This is a genomic window from Paenibacillus sp. sgz302164 (assembly GCF_056120505.1).
The window spans coordinates 611561-627468 of sequence record NZ_JBVYOL010000001.1 but is presented as its reverse complement, the minus strand read 5'-3'; the positions used below and the strand labels follow the sequence as shown (position 1 = coordinate 627468).

Genomic DNA, 15908 nt, shown 5'->3' with positions numbered 1-15908 from the left:
CATTGTCTTTACAATTCATTGATGATGCATTGACACTCATCACCTATGATGAGTGTAATGTGAATCAGGAGAAGGGGGATTATCCATTGAACACGGTGGCAGACAAGCTGGCAAACACGGCGGAAGAGAGGAACCGCCCGATGACGAGCAAATGGACGAAGGGACAATATAGACAAGACAGCGTGATGCGGTGGGTATTCGTCGGGAGCGCTGCGCTCGTAGCGGCCATTATTTTTTCCATCATTATTTTCGTAGGGATGCAGGGGCTCAAAACATTTCAAGGGGTCAGTCCTTTGGAGTACTTCTTTTCGACCGATTGGACGCCTGGGCAAAATAAATTCGGAGCGCTGCCTTTTCTGTACAGCACGCTGCTGCTGACGCTCGTTTCCGTCGTATTGTCGGTGCCGCTGGCGCTGTCCGGGGCTCTGTTTATGGCGAAAATCGCGCCGAAATGGATGCGTGAAATTTTGCGGCCTGCCACGGACTTGTTCGTCGGCATTCCGTCTGTCGTATACGGTCTGATCGGTATGACAGTTATCGTGCCCGCACTCGGGAAATTGACCGGCGGAGTCGGGTACGGCATTTTGCCGGCGGCTATCATTTTGGCGATTATGATTATGCCTACGATTCTTTCCATCTCCGAGGATGCGATCCGCTCGCTGCCCGGACGGTTGGAAGAAGCGTCTCTGGCTCTCGGAGCGACACGCTGGCAAACGATGTGGCGCGTGCTGCTGCCGGCGGCAAGACCCGGTATTTTGACAGGCATCATTCTCGGCATGGGCCGCGCAATCGGCGAAACGATGGCGGTGTTCATGGTGATCGGGAACTCGCCGCAAATGCCCAAGTCATTGCTTGATTCGACGACGGTGCTGACAACCGCGATCGTCAAGGACATGGGTAACACGAACTACGGAACGACCTGGAATAACGCGCTCTATATGATGGCGCTGGTTCTGCTTATTATTTCCTTATTGTTAATTCTTATTATCCGGATCGTGGCTAAAAGGAGCGAAGTTAAATGAACAGCAGAAATACGGATCGTTTGGCCACTATCTACTTCTGGGCTTCGGGCATTGTCATTATCCTCATTCTGGCCTGGTTTCTGATACGGATACTTGGCGACGGCATTCCTCATTTATCTTGGCAATTCATTTTCGGCAAGCCGGAGGAAATTAAAGCCGGCGGCGGCGTTGGGCCGCAGTTGTTCAACTCCTTCTACATTTTGATCCTTTCCCTGATCATTTCGGTTCCAATCGGAGTTTTCTCGGGGATTTATCTGGCTGTTTATGCGCAAAAAAATAGTTTTACCGACATCGTACGCATTTCGGTCGAAGCTTTGGCTTCCGTCCCTTCGATCGTTTTCGGATTGTTCGGTTTCCTGTTGTTCGCCAATTTGCTCGGGCTGAAATTTTCGATTATCGGCGGCGCGGCGACCGTCGCTCTGCTGAATTTGCCGGTCATGGTACGTGTGACAGAAGAAGCGATCCGTACAGTGCCGGATTCGTACTGGGAAGCAAGCCTTGCGCTCGGTTCGACCAAATGGCAGGCGATCCGCAAGGTGCTCATTCCTGCGGCAATGCCGAATCTGATTACGGGCATTACGCTCATTTCCGGCCGCGCGCTTGGGGAATCGGCCATTCTGATTTACACTGCAGGCTTGTCGGTGTCGCGGTTTTTCCCGGATTTCAATCCGCTGAAAATGGGCGAGACTTTATCCGTTCATCTCTGGTATGTCGGTGCGGAAGCGTTGGTGCCTGATGCGAAAGATATCGCCAAAGGCAGTGCGGCGCTGCTTCTCATCGTCGTGCTGGTCTTCAACTTGCTTGTAGGTATTCCAAGTCGGATTTTACAAAAAAGACTTTCCGGAGGGAAATAAATGGTAACGACAATGACAAAGCCCAAAATCAAAGCGGACAAATTAAACTTGTTTTACGGGGACAACCATGCGCTGCATGATATAGAGCTAAGTATTGAGGCCGGTACGATCGCCGCTTTGATCGGCCCTTCCGGCTGCGGCAAGTCGACTTTCCTGCGTACGCTGAACCGGATGAACGACTTGATCGAAAGCGTCAGAATTACAGGCAACGTTGCGGTAGACGGATTGAACATCTATGGCTCGGATTCGGATGTCGTTTCGCTCCGCAAGCGGGTCGGCATGGTGTTCCAGCGCCCGAATCCGTTCCCGATGAGCATCTACGACAACATCGCCTACGGCCCGCGCATTCACGGCACGAAGAAAAAATCGGTGCTGGATGAAATCGTCGAGCGCAGCTTGATACAAGCGGCGCTTTGGGACGAAGTCAAGGACCGGTTGAACAAATCGGCGCTCGGCTTGTCCGGCGGTCAGCAGCAGCGTCTTTGCATCGCCCGTCTGCTGGCGGTCGAGCCTGATGTGCTGCTGATGGATGAGCCGACTTCAGCGCTGGACCCGATCTCCACGCTTAAGGTCGAAGAGCTGACCCAGATGCTGAAAGACAAGTACACAATCATCATTGTAACGCACAACATGCAGCAAGCCGCCAGGATTTCCGACATGACGTCGTTCTTCCTGAACGGATATTTGATCGAAACGGACAAAACGGACAAAATTTTCACAAGTCCTAACGACCAGCGCACGGAAGATTACATTACCGGAAGATTCGGTTAACAGAAGGGAAAGGGAGTGTACAAATGGATACGAGACCGGGTTTCCATCAGTCGGTGGAACTGCTTCAGCATGAACTGCTTCAAATGGGGAGCAGTGTGGAACATTTGATCCGCTCGGCGGTGGATTCACTGGCCAGATTGGATGAACAACTGGCGGGGCAAATCATCAAGAGGGACGATGTTATCGACGACTTCTTGACAAGAATCGACGAGCTGTGCCTCCGGTTGACCGCATTGCAGCAGCCGATGGCCAGCGATTTGAGAATTATCGGCACGGCGATTAAAATCGCGACCGATCTGGAGCGGATTGCCGATCATGCCGTCGACATCGCGAAGATTACGATTCGCTTTGCCGGTGAAGAGCTGGTCAAACCGCTCGAAGTCATTCCGCAGATGGCCGATATCGCCATCGAAATGCTGCAGGAGAGCATGATCGCCTACACGGAGCGCAATGTGCACAGGGCGGCGGCTCTTGCGGAGAAGGACGACCAGGTCGACAAGCTGTACAGCACGGTTATGCAAGAGCTGATCAGCATGATGAATGCGGACCTGAACCGCAACCGTCAGTTGGCTCATCTGATCATGGTGGCGCACTATCTGGAACGAGTTGCCGACCATGTGACCAACATCGGAGAAGGTGTCATCTACATGGTGACCGGGAAGCGCAAAGATTTGAACGTCTGATGGTGTGGAAAAAAGGGGAAGTTAACGGCTTTGGGCCGCTAGCTTCCCCTTTTTGTATGATTGCCTGGTGTCTGAGCGAAGAAATCCTGCGAAAGTGCAGGCTTTTTCTGGGTTAACGGTTCATTTTGGCGAAAAGCCTGCGAAATTGCAGGAATTTTCGTAGAAAATGAATCTAAGCTCTTGTGCTTGGCGAAAAGCCTGCACATTTGCAGGAATTTTTCGTTTCCAGCGTATCAGCAGGCAAAAACCTGCACTTTTGCAGGCTTTCTGCCCGCAGTCAGGTTCCCTTCACAGCCCAGCCAGTCGAGTTACCTCATGCCCTCGCCGTGCATCACTGCAATGCACAACGCGCGCCGGGAACTGCAGTGCTGCACCCACGCCGGGAACCACTGAACGGCCGATCAAAGGGTTACTGCGCCAAGACGGCGGAAGGGATCGCGAAGCGGATGAAAAACGTCGTGCCCAGGCTGCTCGATTGCACTTCGATAGGCGCCTGATGCCGGGCGGCGATGCTGTAGCAGACGGCCAGCCCCAATCCGGTGCCGTGGTCTTTGGTCGTGAAAAACGGCCTGCCGAGCTTTTCCAAATTTTCTTCCCTGATGCCGCTTCCTTGATCGGATATTTTCAAAACGACACTTTGCGCTTCGGCATACGTTTCGACAGACAGCATCCCGCCCGCGTCCATCGCTTCCAGCCCGTTGATGCACATGTTCAGGATCAGCTGGCGGATTTCCTGATCGTCCAATTGCAGCTCGGGGCAATCGCCGTATTCGATCTGAAGATGCTTGCCGGTCATGACCGCTTCGGCCTGGATCAACGGATAGAGCGTTTCCAAAATGCGGTTCAACTGTGCGGTATGCTGGTGCGTTTGTTTATTTTTGGCCAGCGATAAATATTCGGTAATGATTTTGTTAGCCCGATCGAGCTCTTCCAGCATGATATGTATGTATTCTTTTTCCATCGTGCCTTTGCTGTCCCGGAACAGCTGCAGAAAGCCGCGGATGGTCGTCATCGGATTCCGGATTTCGTGCGCGATCCCGGCGGCCATCTCCCCGACGAGGTTCAACTGGGCCAGACGGGCCATTTCGGTCTCGTATCGGAGGTTTTCCGTGATGTCGATCGCTACCTGCAGCAGACACTTTTCGTCGTCCATGTCGATAATTTCCGTGGACAGCACGGCGCTGCGGATTTCTTTGTTTTTCGTCTCGTACTTGACTTTGGCATTGTGGCCGACCTGCTCCGCACAGGTGTCTTCGCTTTCGGCGGAATCGCCCCTCATCCCGAACAAGTTCAAGGACGTGCCGATGATTTCTTCCCCGTAGCCCGTGTACTGCTTCCAGGTATCGTTGACATCGATATATTCGTAATTGGACAGACGCCTGATCGCCATCAAGCAGGGCGAGGCTTTGAACATTTTTTGAAAATGCTCTTGCGATTTCAGCAATTTTTGATGCGCGTCCACGAGTTCGCGGGTTCTTTCTTCCACGCGTTTTTCCAGCAGCTCGTTTTGCTGCTTGAGCAGCATTTCCGCTCTGGCGAGCTTGTGGTTCGTCTCCTCCAGTTCAAGCGCCCGCTGGTTCAACAGCTCGCTTTGGGATTTTATTTTTTGATGATAGCGGTGAAGCTTGACAAAAGCGTCCACTTTCATTTTAAGCAGATCAGGATGCACGGGTTTAAAAACGTAGTCGATGGAGCCTGCATGATAACCTCTTAATACGTGTTCAATCGAAGTGCTGATCGCTGTCAAAAATATGATGGGCACATCTTCACAGGACTTTTTCTGCTTGATCAACTCGGCTGTTTCAAAACCGCTCAGGCCGGGCATTTGCACGTCCAGCAGGATTACGGCCACATTGTGGGCCGGCTCCTTGAGCAAGTATTTGAGAACCTCTTCGCCGGATTGCAGCGTAATCAGAGCATAGTCAGAAGAGGCAAGTATGCCGGTCAAAGCCAGCAAATTTTCGTAGCGGTCATCCACCGCCAAGATTTTTACTTGATCATCCATTTCAGTTCCTTCTTTCGGTTATACAATCCAAAAGGTATGAACACAGCTTTGCAAAATCTCCTGCTTTCTTTTTTCGGGGAAAAGGGTAGATTCCCTCTTTTTGGCTGTGAGAAAATATGTTGAAACAGATTATTAAACCTATTTACAATGATTTTACACAAGCTTAACATGTCTGGACGTTTGGTTTGTTACACTTGGGGTAAAAGTTGAGTCGGTAAGGGATGATGTTGATGCAAGTTCAGTCAGACATGTTCACGCATTTTCGCGAAATCATTGAGCGGCAGTCCATTTTTTCGGTGTACCAGCCGATTGTCTCGCTGCAGAGCGGAGAAGTTACCGGGTACGAGGCGTTGACGCGGGGGCCGCGGGAAAGTGCGTTTCAATCGCCGCTGGACCTGTTTGAATTTGCCGAACAACAAGGCGAGCTCTATGTTTTGGAAAAACTGGCCAGAGAAAAGGCGATTCAGGGATCTTTTTTGCGGCCGGAGCAGTTTTTATTTATTAACATTTCGTCTCAGGTGCTGCACGACCCGCAATTTATTCCGGGTAAAACGATGGAGATTTTGCATGCCCACGGCTTGCGGCCGAACAATGTCGTTTTTGAAATTACGGAGAGAAGCTCGATCGAGGATTTTACTTTGGCCAAAAAGATTTTGGAGCATTACCGCAAACAGGGATACCGGATTGCGATCGACGATGCCGGGGCCGGATACTCGTCCCTTCAGGCGATTGCGGAGCTGCAGCCGGATTTTATTAAAATTGACCGTTCTTTGATCGAGAACATTCATTTAAATAAAGTCAAGGAGTATATCGTAGAAACGTTCGTCACCTTCGCCCAGAAAATGAACATTTCGCTTATTGCCGAAGGCATCGAGCATATGGACGAGCTGATCAAGCTAACCCGGATGGGCATTCATTACGGTCAAGGCTATTTGCTCGGAAGGCCCGGCACCGATCCCGTTACCGTCGAGGAAAGCCACCAGATGCTGATCTGGCAGCACCGAAAGCTGCAAGGCGGCGCAGCGGTCTGGTCGATCGGCGATTTGGCCGCGCCGGTGAAGGTGTTCGACAAGCGTGCGCTTATTTCCGAAGTCGCCGACTATTTGAAAAAAAACCAGGACGCCGTAGGCGCCGTTATCGTAAGCGAAGCCGTTCCGGTCGGGCTGATGATGAGGGACAGGCTGTTTCAGCAGCTGGCGGGGCAGTACGGATTCTCGTTGTTCTGGAACCGGAGCATCGATCAGATCATGGACGATTCTCCGCTCATCGTGGACGAGTTCATGCCCGTAGAGCAAGTCTCGCAAATGGCGACCTCGCGTTCCATACATAACCTGTACGATCTCGTCATTATTACGAGCAGCGGAAAAATGGCGGGCACGGCTTCCATCCGCTCCATTCTGGAAAGCATTACGAGCGTCCGCATGGAATCCGCGCGGATTGCCAATCCGTTGACCGGACTGCCGGGAAATTTGCAGATCAACCGGGAGCTGAACAAGCGGATTATGGAAAAGAAGCCGTTCCATGTCGTCTACGCGGATTTGGACTATTTCAAATGGTTCAACGACCGCTTCGGCTTTCAAAGAGGGGATCAGTTGATTCAATATACGGCGGACATCATGCAGCAGGCGATTGCGGTATGCGGCACGCCGCTCGACTTTGTCGGGCATGTGGGCGGGGACGATTTTATAGCTATTTCCTCTACGATGCTACCGGAGACGCTGTGCCAGGAAATGATTCGCCGGTTCGAGCAGGGCGTACAGATGTTCTACGAGGGAGAGACGTGGGAATACGTGTGGGACCGCAGCGGCGCCCAGGTTCCGAGCAATGGGGTGACGCTTTCGCTTTCACTCGTCGTATGCAGCAGTGAATCCGCGATGACCCTCGAGCAGATTTCACAAGCTGCGGCTGCTTTGAAGAAGAAAGCGAAGGCGCATCAAGGGAGCGTTTATTGCATGCACTGCATAAATTGAGCGCTCTGTATGCCGGTCACCGTATCGGCTCCGAGAACGTATGCTGAAGCTGTTTAAAAGAGCGGATAATGATAACCTTTTGCTTGCCGACCCGGCGTTCCGATATTTTTTTCACGCTGCCTGGATGAATCCAGACGGCGTCCATGCCGCAGGAGGTTGCCCCCACCACGTCGTTGCGCCACGAATTACCGACCATGACGCTTTGATTGGGCGTCGTGCCCACCGTTTTCATAGCCGCTTCGAAAATCGCGGGATGAGGCTTGCGCGGCCCATCCTTCTCCGAACTGAACAGACGGTCCGGCCCGATCCACTGAGTAAGCTTCAGTTTGTGCAAATTGGTTTGCAGACGCCGCAAATTGCCGTTGCTAATAATGGCCAGCTCGAAATTTTTGGTCAAAACGCCGAGCGTTTCTTCGACGCCGGGAAATAAAGCGACAAAGGTATCCTCCTGCTGTTCGACCTGATCGAAAAAAGCGCGTGTAAAAGCGGGGTTTACGGCAACCGGAAAAGGCTGGAGCGCCTTTTTCAGGCACAATAGCCGGAGCTCCTCGGCGGAAATCTGGCTTTTTACGGGCGCCTTCCGATGCTTGCTCCATTCCAGCTTATAGCTTTGCAGCGCGTCCTGGCCGGACCATGTGTGGCCTTCCGGTTCCCATCTTGCCGTATACTCGTTCATCACTTGCAAAAACGCGGAGTCGAAGCACTGCCTGCGATCCAGAATCGTATTGTTCATATCGAAAAAAATGACTTTTTTGCGGGTTGGAGAAAAAAAAGGACTCATGCGGAGAACCTCCTTTTGAAGACCTTGCGACCCGTTTACTCGCTTCTATTACATGTTTATGTGCATAACTGTTTTTTTATTTTTATTTCCTATGCTATGATGAAGAGAGTATGTCTGAAATCGGGGAGGCTACTATGGACAAGTTGATCATTATCGATGGCAACAGCATTGCCAACAGGGCTTTTTACGCCCTTCCGCTGCTCAGCAACTCAAGCGGATTGCACACGAATGCCGTGTACGGCTTCACCACCATGCTGCTGAAGCTGATTGAAGAAGAAAAGCCGACCCACTTTCTCGTAGCGTTTGACGCGGGGAAGGTGACGTTTCGCCATAAAGAATATACCGAGTACAAAGGCGGTAGGGCCAAAACCCCGTCTGAGCTTTCCGAGCAGTTTCCGCTCATTAAAGAGCTGCTGCGGGCTTTTCAAATCCCCCAGTTTGAACTGGAGGGCTACGAGGCCGATGACATTATCGGCACGCTGACGCGGATTGCCGACGAGCACGGCGAGAAGGTGCTGCTCGTGTCGGGAGACAAGGATATGCTGCAGCTTGCCTCCGAGCATGTCACGGTCGCGATTACGCGCAAGGGCATCAGCGAGGTCGAGCGCTACAATCCGCAAGAAATTATGGAAAAGTACGGCTTGACGCCGAATCAGATCATCGACCTGAAAGGGCTGATGGGCGACGCCTCGGACAACATTCCCGGCATTCCGGGGGTTGGCGAGAAGACGGCGCTGAAGCTGCTTCACGAATACGGCTCCGTTGAGGAAGTGCTGGCCCATAGCGCCGATATGAAGGGCAAGATGAAGGAAAAGATCGAGGAGCATTCGAAGGATGCGATCATGAGCAAGGAGCTTGCGACGATTTTCCGCGAAGTGCCGATGGCTACGGAATGGGCGGGCTTCCGTTATGAAGGCTACGACGGACAAGCTCTGGCGGGCATGTTCCGCAAGCTGGAATTCAAATCACTGCTGGAAAAAATGGATTTCTCGGCAAATGCCGGCGAGGCGGAGCAAGCCGAAGAAAGCTTGGAGACGGAAATCGTTACGGCTGACGGACTTGCGGGTCTCATAGCCGCGCTCGGCGATTCGGCCGTCATTCATATAGAAGTGATTGGCGAGAACCCACATCAATCGGATGTGGCCGGGATGGCGGTTTATATGGAACAAAGCGGCAAGCTGGCGTATATGCCTTTCAGCCTGCTGATGAGCGAGGAAGCGGGGCCGGTCAGAGACTGGCTGTCCGACGAGACGAAGAAGAAGCAGTTGTTCGACCAGCACCGTGCGGAGCTGGCGCTGGCCTGGCAGGGAGTCCGCCTCCGCGGGGTGGACTTCGACGTGCTGCTGGCCGCATATTTGCTCGATCCTACGGAGTCGACGCTCACCTTGAGCGGCCTTGCGGGCAAATACGGCCTGCCTGGCATCAAGGCCGATGAAGAGGTGTTCGGCAAAGGCGTGAAGTTTCGCCTGCCGGAGCTTCCTGCGCTTGGCGCGCACCTGTGCCGCAAAGCGGACACGATCCGCCGCGCGGTGCCCGCGCTGCGGGAAGAGCTGGAGAAGAGCGAGATGCACAGCCTCTTCTACGAACTGGAGCTGCCGCTCGCGGGCGTGCTCGCGGAGATGGAGCTGCGCGGCATCGAGGTCGACGCCGACGGCCTAAAGCAGCTCGGCGAGGAACTGGCCGGGCAGCTCGAAGGCATCATGGCCCGCATCTACGAGCTGGCGGCCTGCGAATTCAACATCAATTCGCCGAAGCAGCTTGGCGAGATTTTGTTCGAGAAGCTGGGGCTGCCAGCTTGGAAGAAGACCAAAACCGGCTACTCGACGGACGCCGAGGTGCTGGAAAAGCTTGCGCCCTACCATGAGATCGTAGAGCATATTTTGCACTACCGCTCGCTGGCGAAGCTGCAGTCGACGTACGTCGAAGGGCTGCTTAAAGAGGTGCGGCCGGAGACCGGCAAAGTGCATACGTATTACCGGCAGACGATTGCCGCTACGGGGCGGCTCAGCAGCCAGTACCCGAACCTCCAGAACATTCCGATTCGTATGGAGGAAGGCCGCAAAATCCGCAAAGTATTCGTCCCCTCCGAACCGGGATGGTACATTTTGGCTGCGGATTACTCGCAGATCGAGCTGCGGGTGCTTGCGCACATCTCGCAGGATGAGAAGCTGAAGGAAGCGTTCCTTCAGAACATGGACATTCATACGAAGACGGCGATGGACGTATTCGGCGTGCAGGAGAACGAAGTCGACGCGAACATGCGCCGCCAGGCCAAGGCGGTCAACTTCGGCATCGTCTACGGCATCAGCGATTATGGCCTGTCCCAGAACCTGGACATTACCCGGAAGGAAGCGGCCAGCTTTATCGAGCAATATTTTGCCGTATTCCAGGGGGTTCGCAAATATATGGACGATATCGTGGCAGATGCCCGCAGAGACGGGTATGTCACGACTTTGCTGCAGCGCCGCCGCTATTTGCCGGAAATTACGGCATCGAACTTCAACCTGCGCTCGTTTGCGGAGCGCACGGCGATGAACTCGCCGATTCAAGGCTCGGCCGCGGACATCATCAAGCTCGCCATGGTGCAGATGGCGGAACGCCTGAAGCACGAGCGGCTGCGCAGCCGCATGCTCCTTCAGGTGCATGACGAACTTGTCTTCGAGGTTCCGGAAGAAGAGCTGGAGACGATGCGCCGGATCGTGCCGGAAGTGATGGCTTCCGCGCTCAAGCTGGACGTGCCGCTTCAGGCGGACGTCGATTTCGGCCTCACCTGGTACGAGGCGAAGTAATTTCGGCAGCCGACCGCTTTGGGCGGGCTGCCCGTGATGGTGGCGCCGGCCGGTGCGGGCGGCCCTGCGGCAAGGCGGCCGGAGACCTCCGTGCCGCCGGCCGCACAGTCATCTGCGAGGCTGCTGCGCGCCAGGCTCATGGGCCCGACAAGGCCCGCCAGAAGGCGGAGCTGCCCGAGACGGTGGCGTCGTTCGGAGCGGGCATCCCTGCGGCAAGACGGCGCCGGTGACCTCTGTTCCGCCGGCCGCACAGTCATCTGCGAGGATGCCGCACGCCAGGTTCACGGGCTCCACAAGGCCCTCTAGGCCGAAAAAACTGCGAAAGTGCAGGCTTTTTCAGTGAAAGTGGGCCGTTTTGGTGAAAAGCCTGCAATTGTGCAGGAATTTTGAATGAAAATGAGTCTGGGCCTATATTTTCGATGAAAAGCCTGCACTTTTGCAGGAATTTTTCGTTGCCAGCGTATCAACGGGTAAAAAGCTGCACTTTTGCAGGTTTTTTCGCGCTGACAGGCAGAGGTGCTGCTGGCCCGCGGTCCCACCACCGCGCGAGCCGGGCCCTGCCATTGGCTAGCGCCTCTGGCCCGCGCCCGCGGCCCTGCCTTTGGCCTGCGCCGCCGGCTCTCGCCCGCGGCTCTGCCTTTGGCCTGTACCGCCGGCCCGCGCCGGTGGCCCTGCCTTTGGCTTTCGCCGCCGGCCCGCGCCCGCGGCCCTGCCTTTGGCTTTCGCCGCCGGCTCTCGCCCACGGCCCTGCCTTTGGCCTGCGCCGCCGGCTCTCGCCTGCGGCTCTGCCTTTGGCCCGCACCGCCGGCCCTCGCCCACGGCCCTGCCTTTGGCCTGCGCCGCCGGCTCTCGCCTGCGGCTCTGCCTTTGGCCCGCACCGCCGGCCCTCGCCCACGGCCCTGCCTTTGGCCTGCGCCGTCGGCCCCCGCCGGTGGCTCTGCCTTTGGCCCGCACCGCCGGCCCTCGCCCGCGGCCCTGCCTTTGGCCCGCGCCTGCGGCCCTGCCTTTGGCTTTCGCCTCTGGCCCGCGCCTGCGGCCCTGCCTTTGGCTTTCGCCGCCGGCCCGCGCCCGCGGCCCTGCCTTTGGCCTGTGCCGCCGGCCTGTGCCCGCGGCCCATACACCCCGCTCTTGCTTCTGCACGGGCCTATTCTTGTTTTTTTACCATTGGTACAAAAAAATTATTTTATAGAGGTGAGACCTGGTGCCTGAGCTGCCCGAAGTCGAAACAGTCAAAAGAACGCTGAATATGCTTGTTGCCGGAAAAACGATCGAGCATGTTCAGGTCAGGCTGCCGCGGATTATACAGAAGCCGCAGGACATTCAGATGTTTGAGACGCTGCTGCAAGGTCAAACGATTCAAATTATCGAAAGGCGCGGCAAGTTTTTGCGCTTTGTCTTGGATGAATATGTGCTCGTCTCGCACTTGCGCATGGAAGGCCGCTATGGCTTGTACGCAGGTGATGATCCGCTGGAGCTGCATACTCATGTGCTGTTCCGTTTTACGGACGGCAGCGAGCTGCGGTATAAGGATGTGCGGCAGTTTGGAACGATGCATTTGTTTCCGAAAGGGGAGGAGTTTTCGCAGCCTCCGCTGCAGAAGCTGGGCCTGGAGCCTTTGGAGGAATCGTTCACGCCGGAGGCGTTCAGCGAACGTATTTCCAAGCGCTCCACCAAGATTAAGCCGCTGCTGCTCAATCAGGAATGTGTCGTCGGAATCGGGAATATATATGTAGACGAGTCTCTCTTTTTGTCGGGCATTCATCCCGAGCGCGAAGCTTCGTCGCTTTCCCGCAAGGAGCTGCTGCTGCTGCATGAGGCCATCGTGCGGACGCTGCGGGATGCGGTCGAAGCAGGTGGTTCGTCGATCAAATCCTTTGTGAACGGCCAGGGTGAAATCGGACTGTTCCAGCATCAATTGAACATTTACGGACGGCAGTCCGAACCTTGCAAGGCGTGCGGAAGCGAGATTTACAAAACGGTTGTCGGCGGCAGAGGGACGCATATTTGTCCGACATGCCAGCCCCTGAAGCAGAAGAGAGTCCCAAAGAAATCCGGTAAATAGGCACGAGTCGCCACCCCCTCCCATATGATAAGAAGAATGTAACCTGGGAAAGAAGTTAATCCTATGGAAAACTCTTAGGAGGGGTATTATGCTTCCTGTGATTTCTTTGCTTATTCTTGCTTTTGCGGTCAGCTTGGACGGTTTTGGCGTCGGTGCGATGTACGGTTTGCGTAAAATTCGGATTCCGCTTCTTTCCATCGGCATTATTTCGCTTTGGTCGGGCATTATTATTTTCAGCTCGATGCAAATCGGCGTGCTCCTGTCTTCGTTTTTGAGTCCGGAGGCAGCGAAGCGGATCGGCGCCGCCATCCTGATCGGTATCGGCATCTGGGCGTTTGCGCAGGTGCTGCAAAATAAGTCTCAGGAAGCGCAAGAGCCGGAGATTTCTTTGAGGCAGCTCCCGGCCGAACCGCAGGGCGGGGATACGCTGCAAAAGACAAAAGAGATTTTAAACCTCGAATTGAAACGGTTTGGACTTGTTATTCAAATTTTACGGACGCCTTCCATCGCGGATGTAGATAAATCGGGCAATATTTCCGCGTCCGAAGCGACGCTGCTCGGGCTGGCGCTATCGCTCGACGCATTCGGAGCAGGGATCGGGGCGGCTCTTATCGGGTTTGCGCCATTACTTACGGCGGCTGTCATCGCTTTGGCGAGCGGAATATTTATTGCGACCGGACTTCGCATCGGGTTTCGCTATGCGGAGATCAACTGGATGAGGAAGCTGTCGATTCTTCCGGCATGCGTGCTTGTATTGATGGGAATCATGAAAATGTTCTAATGGCAAGGAGTTTTTCGGATGAATATCGGGTTAACAGGAGGAATCGCTTGCGGCAAAAGTACGGTTAGCGCCATGCTCGTCCGCCGCGGCGCCATATTGATTGATGCGGACAAAATCGCCCGCGATGTTGTGGAGCCCGGCAGCCCGGTTCTTGCCAGGGTTGCGGAGCAGTTCGGACAAGCCGTTATTCAGCCGGACGGATCTTTGAACCGCAAAAAGCTGGGCGAGATCGTTTTCGCGGACAAAGATGCGCGCAAGCTGTTGGAGAGCTTGCTGCATCCCGCGATTCGCGCGCAGTTGCTCGAGCAAAGAGAGACGGCCGAGCGGGAGCATCCGGACAAGTTGGTCGTTGTCGATGTGCCGCTGCTGTATGAATCCGGTTATGAACATATGTATCAAGAGATTATGGTCGTCTATGTGCCCCACGAAGTGCAGCGGGAACGGCTGATCCGGCGCGACGGGCTCTCGGAAGCCGAGGCCGACAGGAGGCTTGATGCGCAAATGCCGATCGAAATCAAGCGCGAGCGCGCCGATATCCTCGTTGACAACAGCGGATCTTTGGAGGAAACGGAGCGGCAGATTCGCGAATTTTGGTTAAGAAAGGGGCTTACATGACATTTTTTCGGAAAAAGCGCGCTTTCGCTCTTCTGCTGATTTGTTTTGTTATGCTCCTCTTTATGAACAGTTCTTTTATCGGCCGCAAGCTGTACCCGATTTATTACGAGAAGGAAATTCGACAAAGCGCGGCGAATCATCATACAGATCCTTTTCTCATTGCGGCGATCATTCGGGTCGAGACGAACTACAAGCATCATCTGGAATCGAGCAAAGGGGCGATCGGCCTCATGCAGCTTATGCCGGACACGGCGGCTTGGATCGTCGAGTCCGCGAATATGGGCTCTTTTTCACAAGAAGATTTGCTGCAGGCGGACATTAACATCAATCTCGGAGCTTGGTACATCAGTTGGCTGATGAAGCATTATGACGGCAATTTGCCGTACGCCATAGCCGCATACAATGCAGGCCAGGGCAATGTCAACCAATGGAAAAGAAACGAGGTTTGGGACGGCACGGAAGCGAATATCAGCCGGATACCTTTTGGGGAAACGCGTCATTATGTGCAGCGGGTGCTGTATTACTATGAGAAGTACAAAAAACTTTACACCGAGCAGTGGATCGAAAATGCTTTATCCGCTTTAGCGGCGGGCAATCCGGGCTCTCTCAAAGATTTTTGATGAAAAAAGAAAGAAGCATTGAACCCGCTCCATCGAAGGAGCAATGATTCAATACTTCTCGCGGGACGTTAGCCTTTATTCAAGGGTTACTTGAATTGTCCGGCTAATTGCTGCTCTGCGATTTGTACCAGGCGACGAGTAATGTGACCCCCGATGGCACCAGTATCACGAGTCGCCATGTTGCCGTAGTAGCCATCTTGCGGGATGGCGATACCCAGCTCTTGAGCAACTTCGTATTTCAACTGATCCAGCGCGGCATTTGCTTGAGGAACGACTAGAACATTGCTGCTGCGAGATTGTCCTGCACCCATGTTGTTCACCTCCTTGTCGTTGGTAATCCTATTATGTGCGTTTCGCTCCTGTTCATGACAAGTAACATATGGTAATTGACGTTCAAAAGAAAGGAGAGTTAAGAGGCCAGTGAGATGCCCATTCTGTGACTACAACGGTACGAAAGTGCTCGACTCCAGATCCGCCAACGAAAATAAATCGATCCGCCGCCGCCGGGAATGCGAGAAATGCATGAGACGGTTTACGACGTTCGAAATGGTAGAGGAAACCCCGCTGATCGTCATCAAGAAGGACGGCAGCAGAGAAGAGTTCAGCCGGGAAAAAATGTTGAGAGGCCTGATCCGGGCCTGCGAGAAGAGACCTGTTTCCATGGAGAGGCTGGAAGTTATCGTCTCGGAAGTAGAGATGCAGCTTCGCAACACCGCGCATGCGGAAGTGGACAGCCGGGCCATCGGCGAACTTGTTATGGAGCAGCTGTACCCGGTCGACGAAGTGGCGTACATTCGGTTCGCTTCCGTCTATCGCCAGTTCAAAGATATCAATATGTTTTTAAAAGAATTGACAGAAATATTAGGCAAGCATGAAGGCGGATTTATTCCCAAAAAATAAGCAAAGCCGTCGCGGTTCTTCTTGACGAAGAGCTGACGACGGTTTTATTTTGTTT

14 protein-coding genes are annotated in these 15908 nt (G+C 54.1%); 11 read left to right on the top strand and 3 right to left on the bottom strand.

All coding sequences use genetic code 11. The annotated features are described in order from the left end of the window. Positions 1 to 86 precede the first annotated feature (86 nt). From pstC to phoU, 4 genes are read left to right on the top strand one after another with little or no spacing between them, the layout of a single operon-like run. A complete protein-coding gene (gene pstC, locus AC0LWT_RS02765; protein ID WP_474679670.1) occupies positions 87 to 1022 on the top strand; it encodes a phosphate ABC transporter permease subunit PstC in 936 nt (311 codons plus the stop codon). Beyond that, positions 1019 to 1876 (top strand): phosphate ABC transporter permease PstA, encoded by an 858-nt coding sequence (gene pstA / locus AC0LWT_RS02760; RefSeq protein WP_474679669.1) that lies wholly within the window; start codon positions 1019 to 1021, stop codon positions 1874 to 1876. Before pstC ends, pstA begins: the two co-directional genes overlap by 4 nt. Next, entirely contained in the window at positions 1877 to 2647 is a 771-nt protein-coding gene (gene pstB, locus AC0LWT_RS02755; RefSeq protein ID WP_474679668.1) for a phosphate ABC transporter ATP-binding protein PstB, read from the top strand. A gap of 23 nt (positions 2648 to 2670) precedes the next feature. Next, entirely contained in the window at positions 2671 to 3330 is a 660-nt protein-coding gene (phoU, locus tag AC0LWT_RS02750; RefSeq protein WP_474679667.1) for a phosphate signaling complex protein PhoU, read from the top strand. Positions 3331 to 3739: 409 nt separating this feature from the next. Here phoU and AC0LWT_RS02745 read toward each other — a convergent pair whose 3' ends face one another. Next, on the bottom strand, positions 3740 to 5335 hold the full coding sequence (locus tag AC0LWT_RS02745) for a response regulator (protein WP_474679666.1): 1596 nt from the start codon (positions 5333 to 5335) through the stop codon (positions 3740 to 3742). A 230-nt stretch (positions 5336 to 5565) separates the two neighbouring features. Between AC0LWT_RS02745 and AC0LWT_RS02740 the strand changes: the two genes are divergently transcribed. Beyond that, complete coding sequence (locus AC0LWT_RS02740; protein WP_474679665.1) at positions 5566 to 7305, top strand: GGDEF domain-containing protein; 1740 nt, start codon at positions 5566 to 5568, stop codon at positions 7303 to 7305. Between the two features lie 16 nt (positions 7306 to 7321). On the opposite strand, the gene AC0LWT_RS02735 is transcribed toward AC0LWT_RS02740, so the two are convergent. Further along, entirely contained in the window at positions 7322 to 8086 is a 765-nt protein-coding gene (locus AC0LWT_RS02735) for an HAD family hydrolase (protein ID WP_474679664.1), read from the bottom strand. A gap of 134 nt (positions 8087 to 8220) precedes the next feature. On the opposite strand from AC0LWT_RS02735, the gene polA reads away from it, so the two are divergent. From polA to AC0LWT_RS02710, 5 genes are all read left to right on the top strand, one after another. Beyond that, positions 8221 to 10875, top strand: coding sequence for a DNA polymerase I (gene polA, locus AC0LWT_RS02730; RefSeq protein WP_474679663.1), 2655 nt, complete (start codon positions 8221 to 8223; stop codon positions 10873 to 10875). A 1201-nt stretch (positions 10876 to 12076) separates the two neighbouring features. Next, positions 12077 to 12937, top strand: coding sequence for a DNA-formamidopyrimidine glycosylase (gene mutM, locus AC0LWT_RS02725; RefSeq protein ID WP_474679662.1), 861 nt, complete (start codon positions 12077 to 12079; stop codon positions 12935 to 12937). Positions 12938 to 13025: 88 nt separating this feature from the next. Next, complete coding sequence (gene ytaF, locus AC0LWT_RS02720; RefSeq protein WP_474679661.1) at positions 13026 to 13718, top strand: sporulation membrane protein YtaF; 693 nt, start codon at positions 13026 to 13028, stop codon at positions 13716 to 13718. 18 nt (positions 13719 to 13736) lie between these two features. Beyond that, positions 13737 to 14333, top strand: coding sequence for a dephospho-CoA kinase (gene coaE, locus AC0LWT_RS02715; RefSeq protein WP_474679660.1), 597 nt, complete (start codon positions 13737 to 13739; stop codon positions 14331 to 14333). Further along, positions 14330 to 14953, top strand: coding sequence for a lytic transglycosylase domain-containing protein (locus AC0LWT_RS02710; protein WP_474679659.1), 624 nt, complete (start codon positions 14330 to 14332; stop codon positions 14951 to 14953). The genes coaE and AC0LWT_RS02710 overlap by 4 nt, the downstream gene beginning before the upstream one ends. A gap of 86 nt (positions 14954 to 15039) precedes the next feature. Here AC0LWT_RS02710 and AC0LWT_RS02705 read toward each other — a convergent pair whose 3' ends face one another. Beyond that, positions 15040 to 15264 (bottom strand): alpha/beta-type small acid-soluble spore protein, encoded by a 225-nt coding sequence (locus AC0LWT_RS02705; RefSeq protein ID WP_054797454.1) that lies wholly within the window; start codon positions 15262 to 15264, stop codon positions 15040 to 15042. A 109-nt stretch (positions 15265 to 15373) separates the two neighbouring features. On the opposite strand from AC0LWT_RS02705, the gene nrdR reads away from it, so the two are divergent. Beyond that, positions 15374 to 15853 carry a transcriptional regulator NrdR gene (nrdR, locus tag AC0LWT_RS02700; protein ID WP_474679658.1) on the top strand — a complete coding sequence of 160 codons (480 nt, stop codon included), beginning with the start codon at positions 15374 to 15376 and terminating at the stop codon, positions 15851 to 15853. Positions 15854 to 15908 lie beyond the last annotated feature (55 nt).

Bases quoted from the DNA above. Each gene is read 5' to 3' on its own strand.
- AC0LWT_RS02740 (WP_474679665.1), top strand. From the start codon at position 5,566: ATGCAAGTTCAGTCAGACATGTTCACGCATTTTCGCGAAATCATTGAG.
- pstB (WP_474679668.1), top strand. From the start codon at position 1,877: ATGGTAACGACAATGACAAAGCCCAAAATCAAAGCGGACAAATTAAAC.
- pstA (WP_474679669.1), top strand. From the start codon at position 1,019: ATGAACAGCAGAAATACGGATCGTTTGGCCACTATCTACTTCTGGGCT.
- AC0LWT_RS02705 (WP_054797454.1), bottom strand. From the start codon at position 15,264: ATGGGTGCAGGACAATCTCGCAGCAGCAATGTTCTAGTCGTTCCTCAA.
- phoU (WP_474679667.1), top strand. From the start codon at position 2,671: ATGGATACGAGACCGGGTTTCCATCAGTCGGTGGAACTGCTTCAGCAT.
- AC0LWT_RS02710 (WP_474679659.1), top strand. From the start codon at position 14,330: ATGACATTTTTTCGGAAAAAGCGCGCTTTCGCTCTTCTGCTGATTTGT.
- coaE (WP_474679660.1), top strand. From the start codon at position 13,737: ATGAATATCGGGTTAACAGGAGGAATCGCTTGCGGCAAAAGTACGGTT.
- AC0LWT_RS02745 (WP_474679666.1), bottom strand. From the start codon at position 5,335: ATGGATGATCAAGTAAAAATCTTGGCGGTGGATGACCGCTACGAAAAT.
- polA (WP_474679663.1), top strand. From the start codon at position 8,221: ATGGACAAGTTGATCATTATCGATGGCAACAGCATTGCCAACAGGGCT.
- ytaF (WP_474679661.1), top strand. From the start codon at position 13,026: ATGCTTCCTGTGATTTCTTTGCTTATTCTTGCTTTTGCGGTCAGCTTG.
- AC0LWT_RS02735 (WP_474679664.1), bottom strand. From the start codon at position 8,086: ATGAGTCCTTTTTTTTCTCCAACCCGCAAAAAAGTCATTTTTTTCGAT.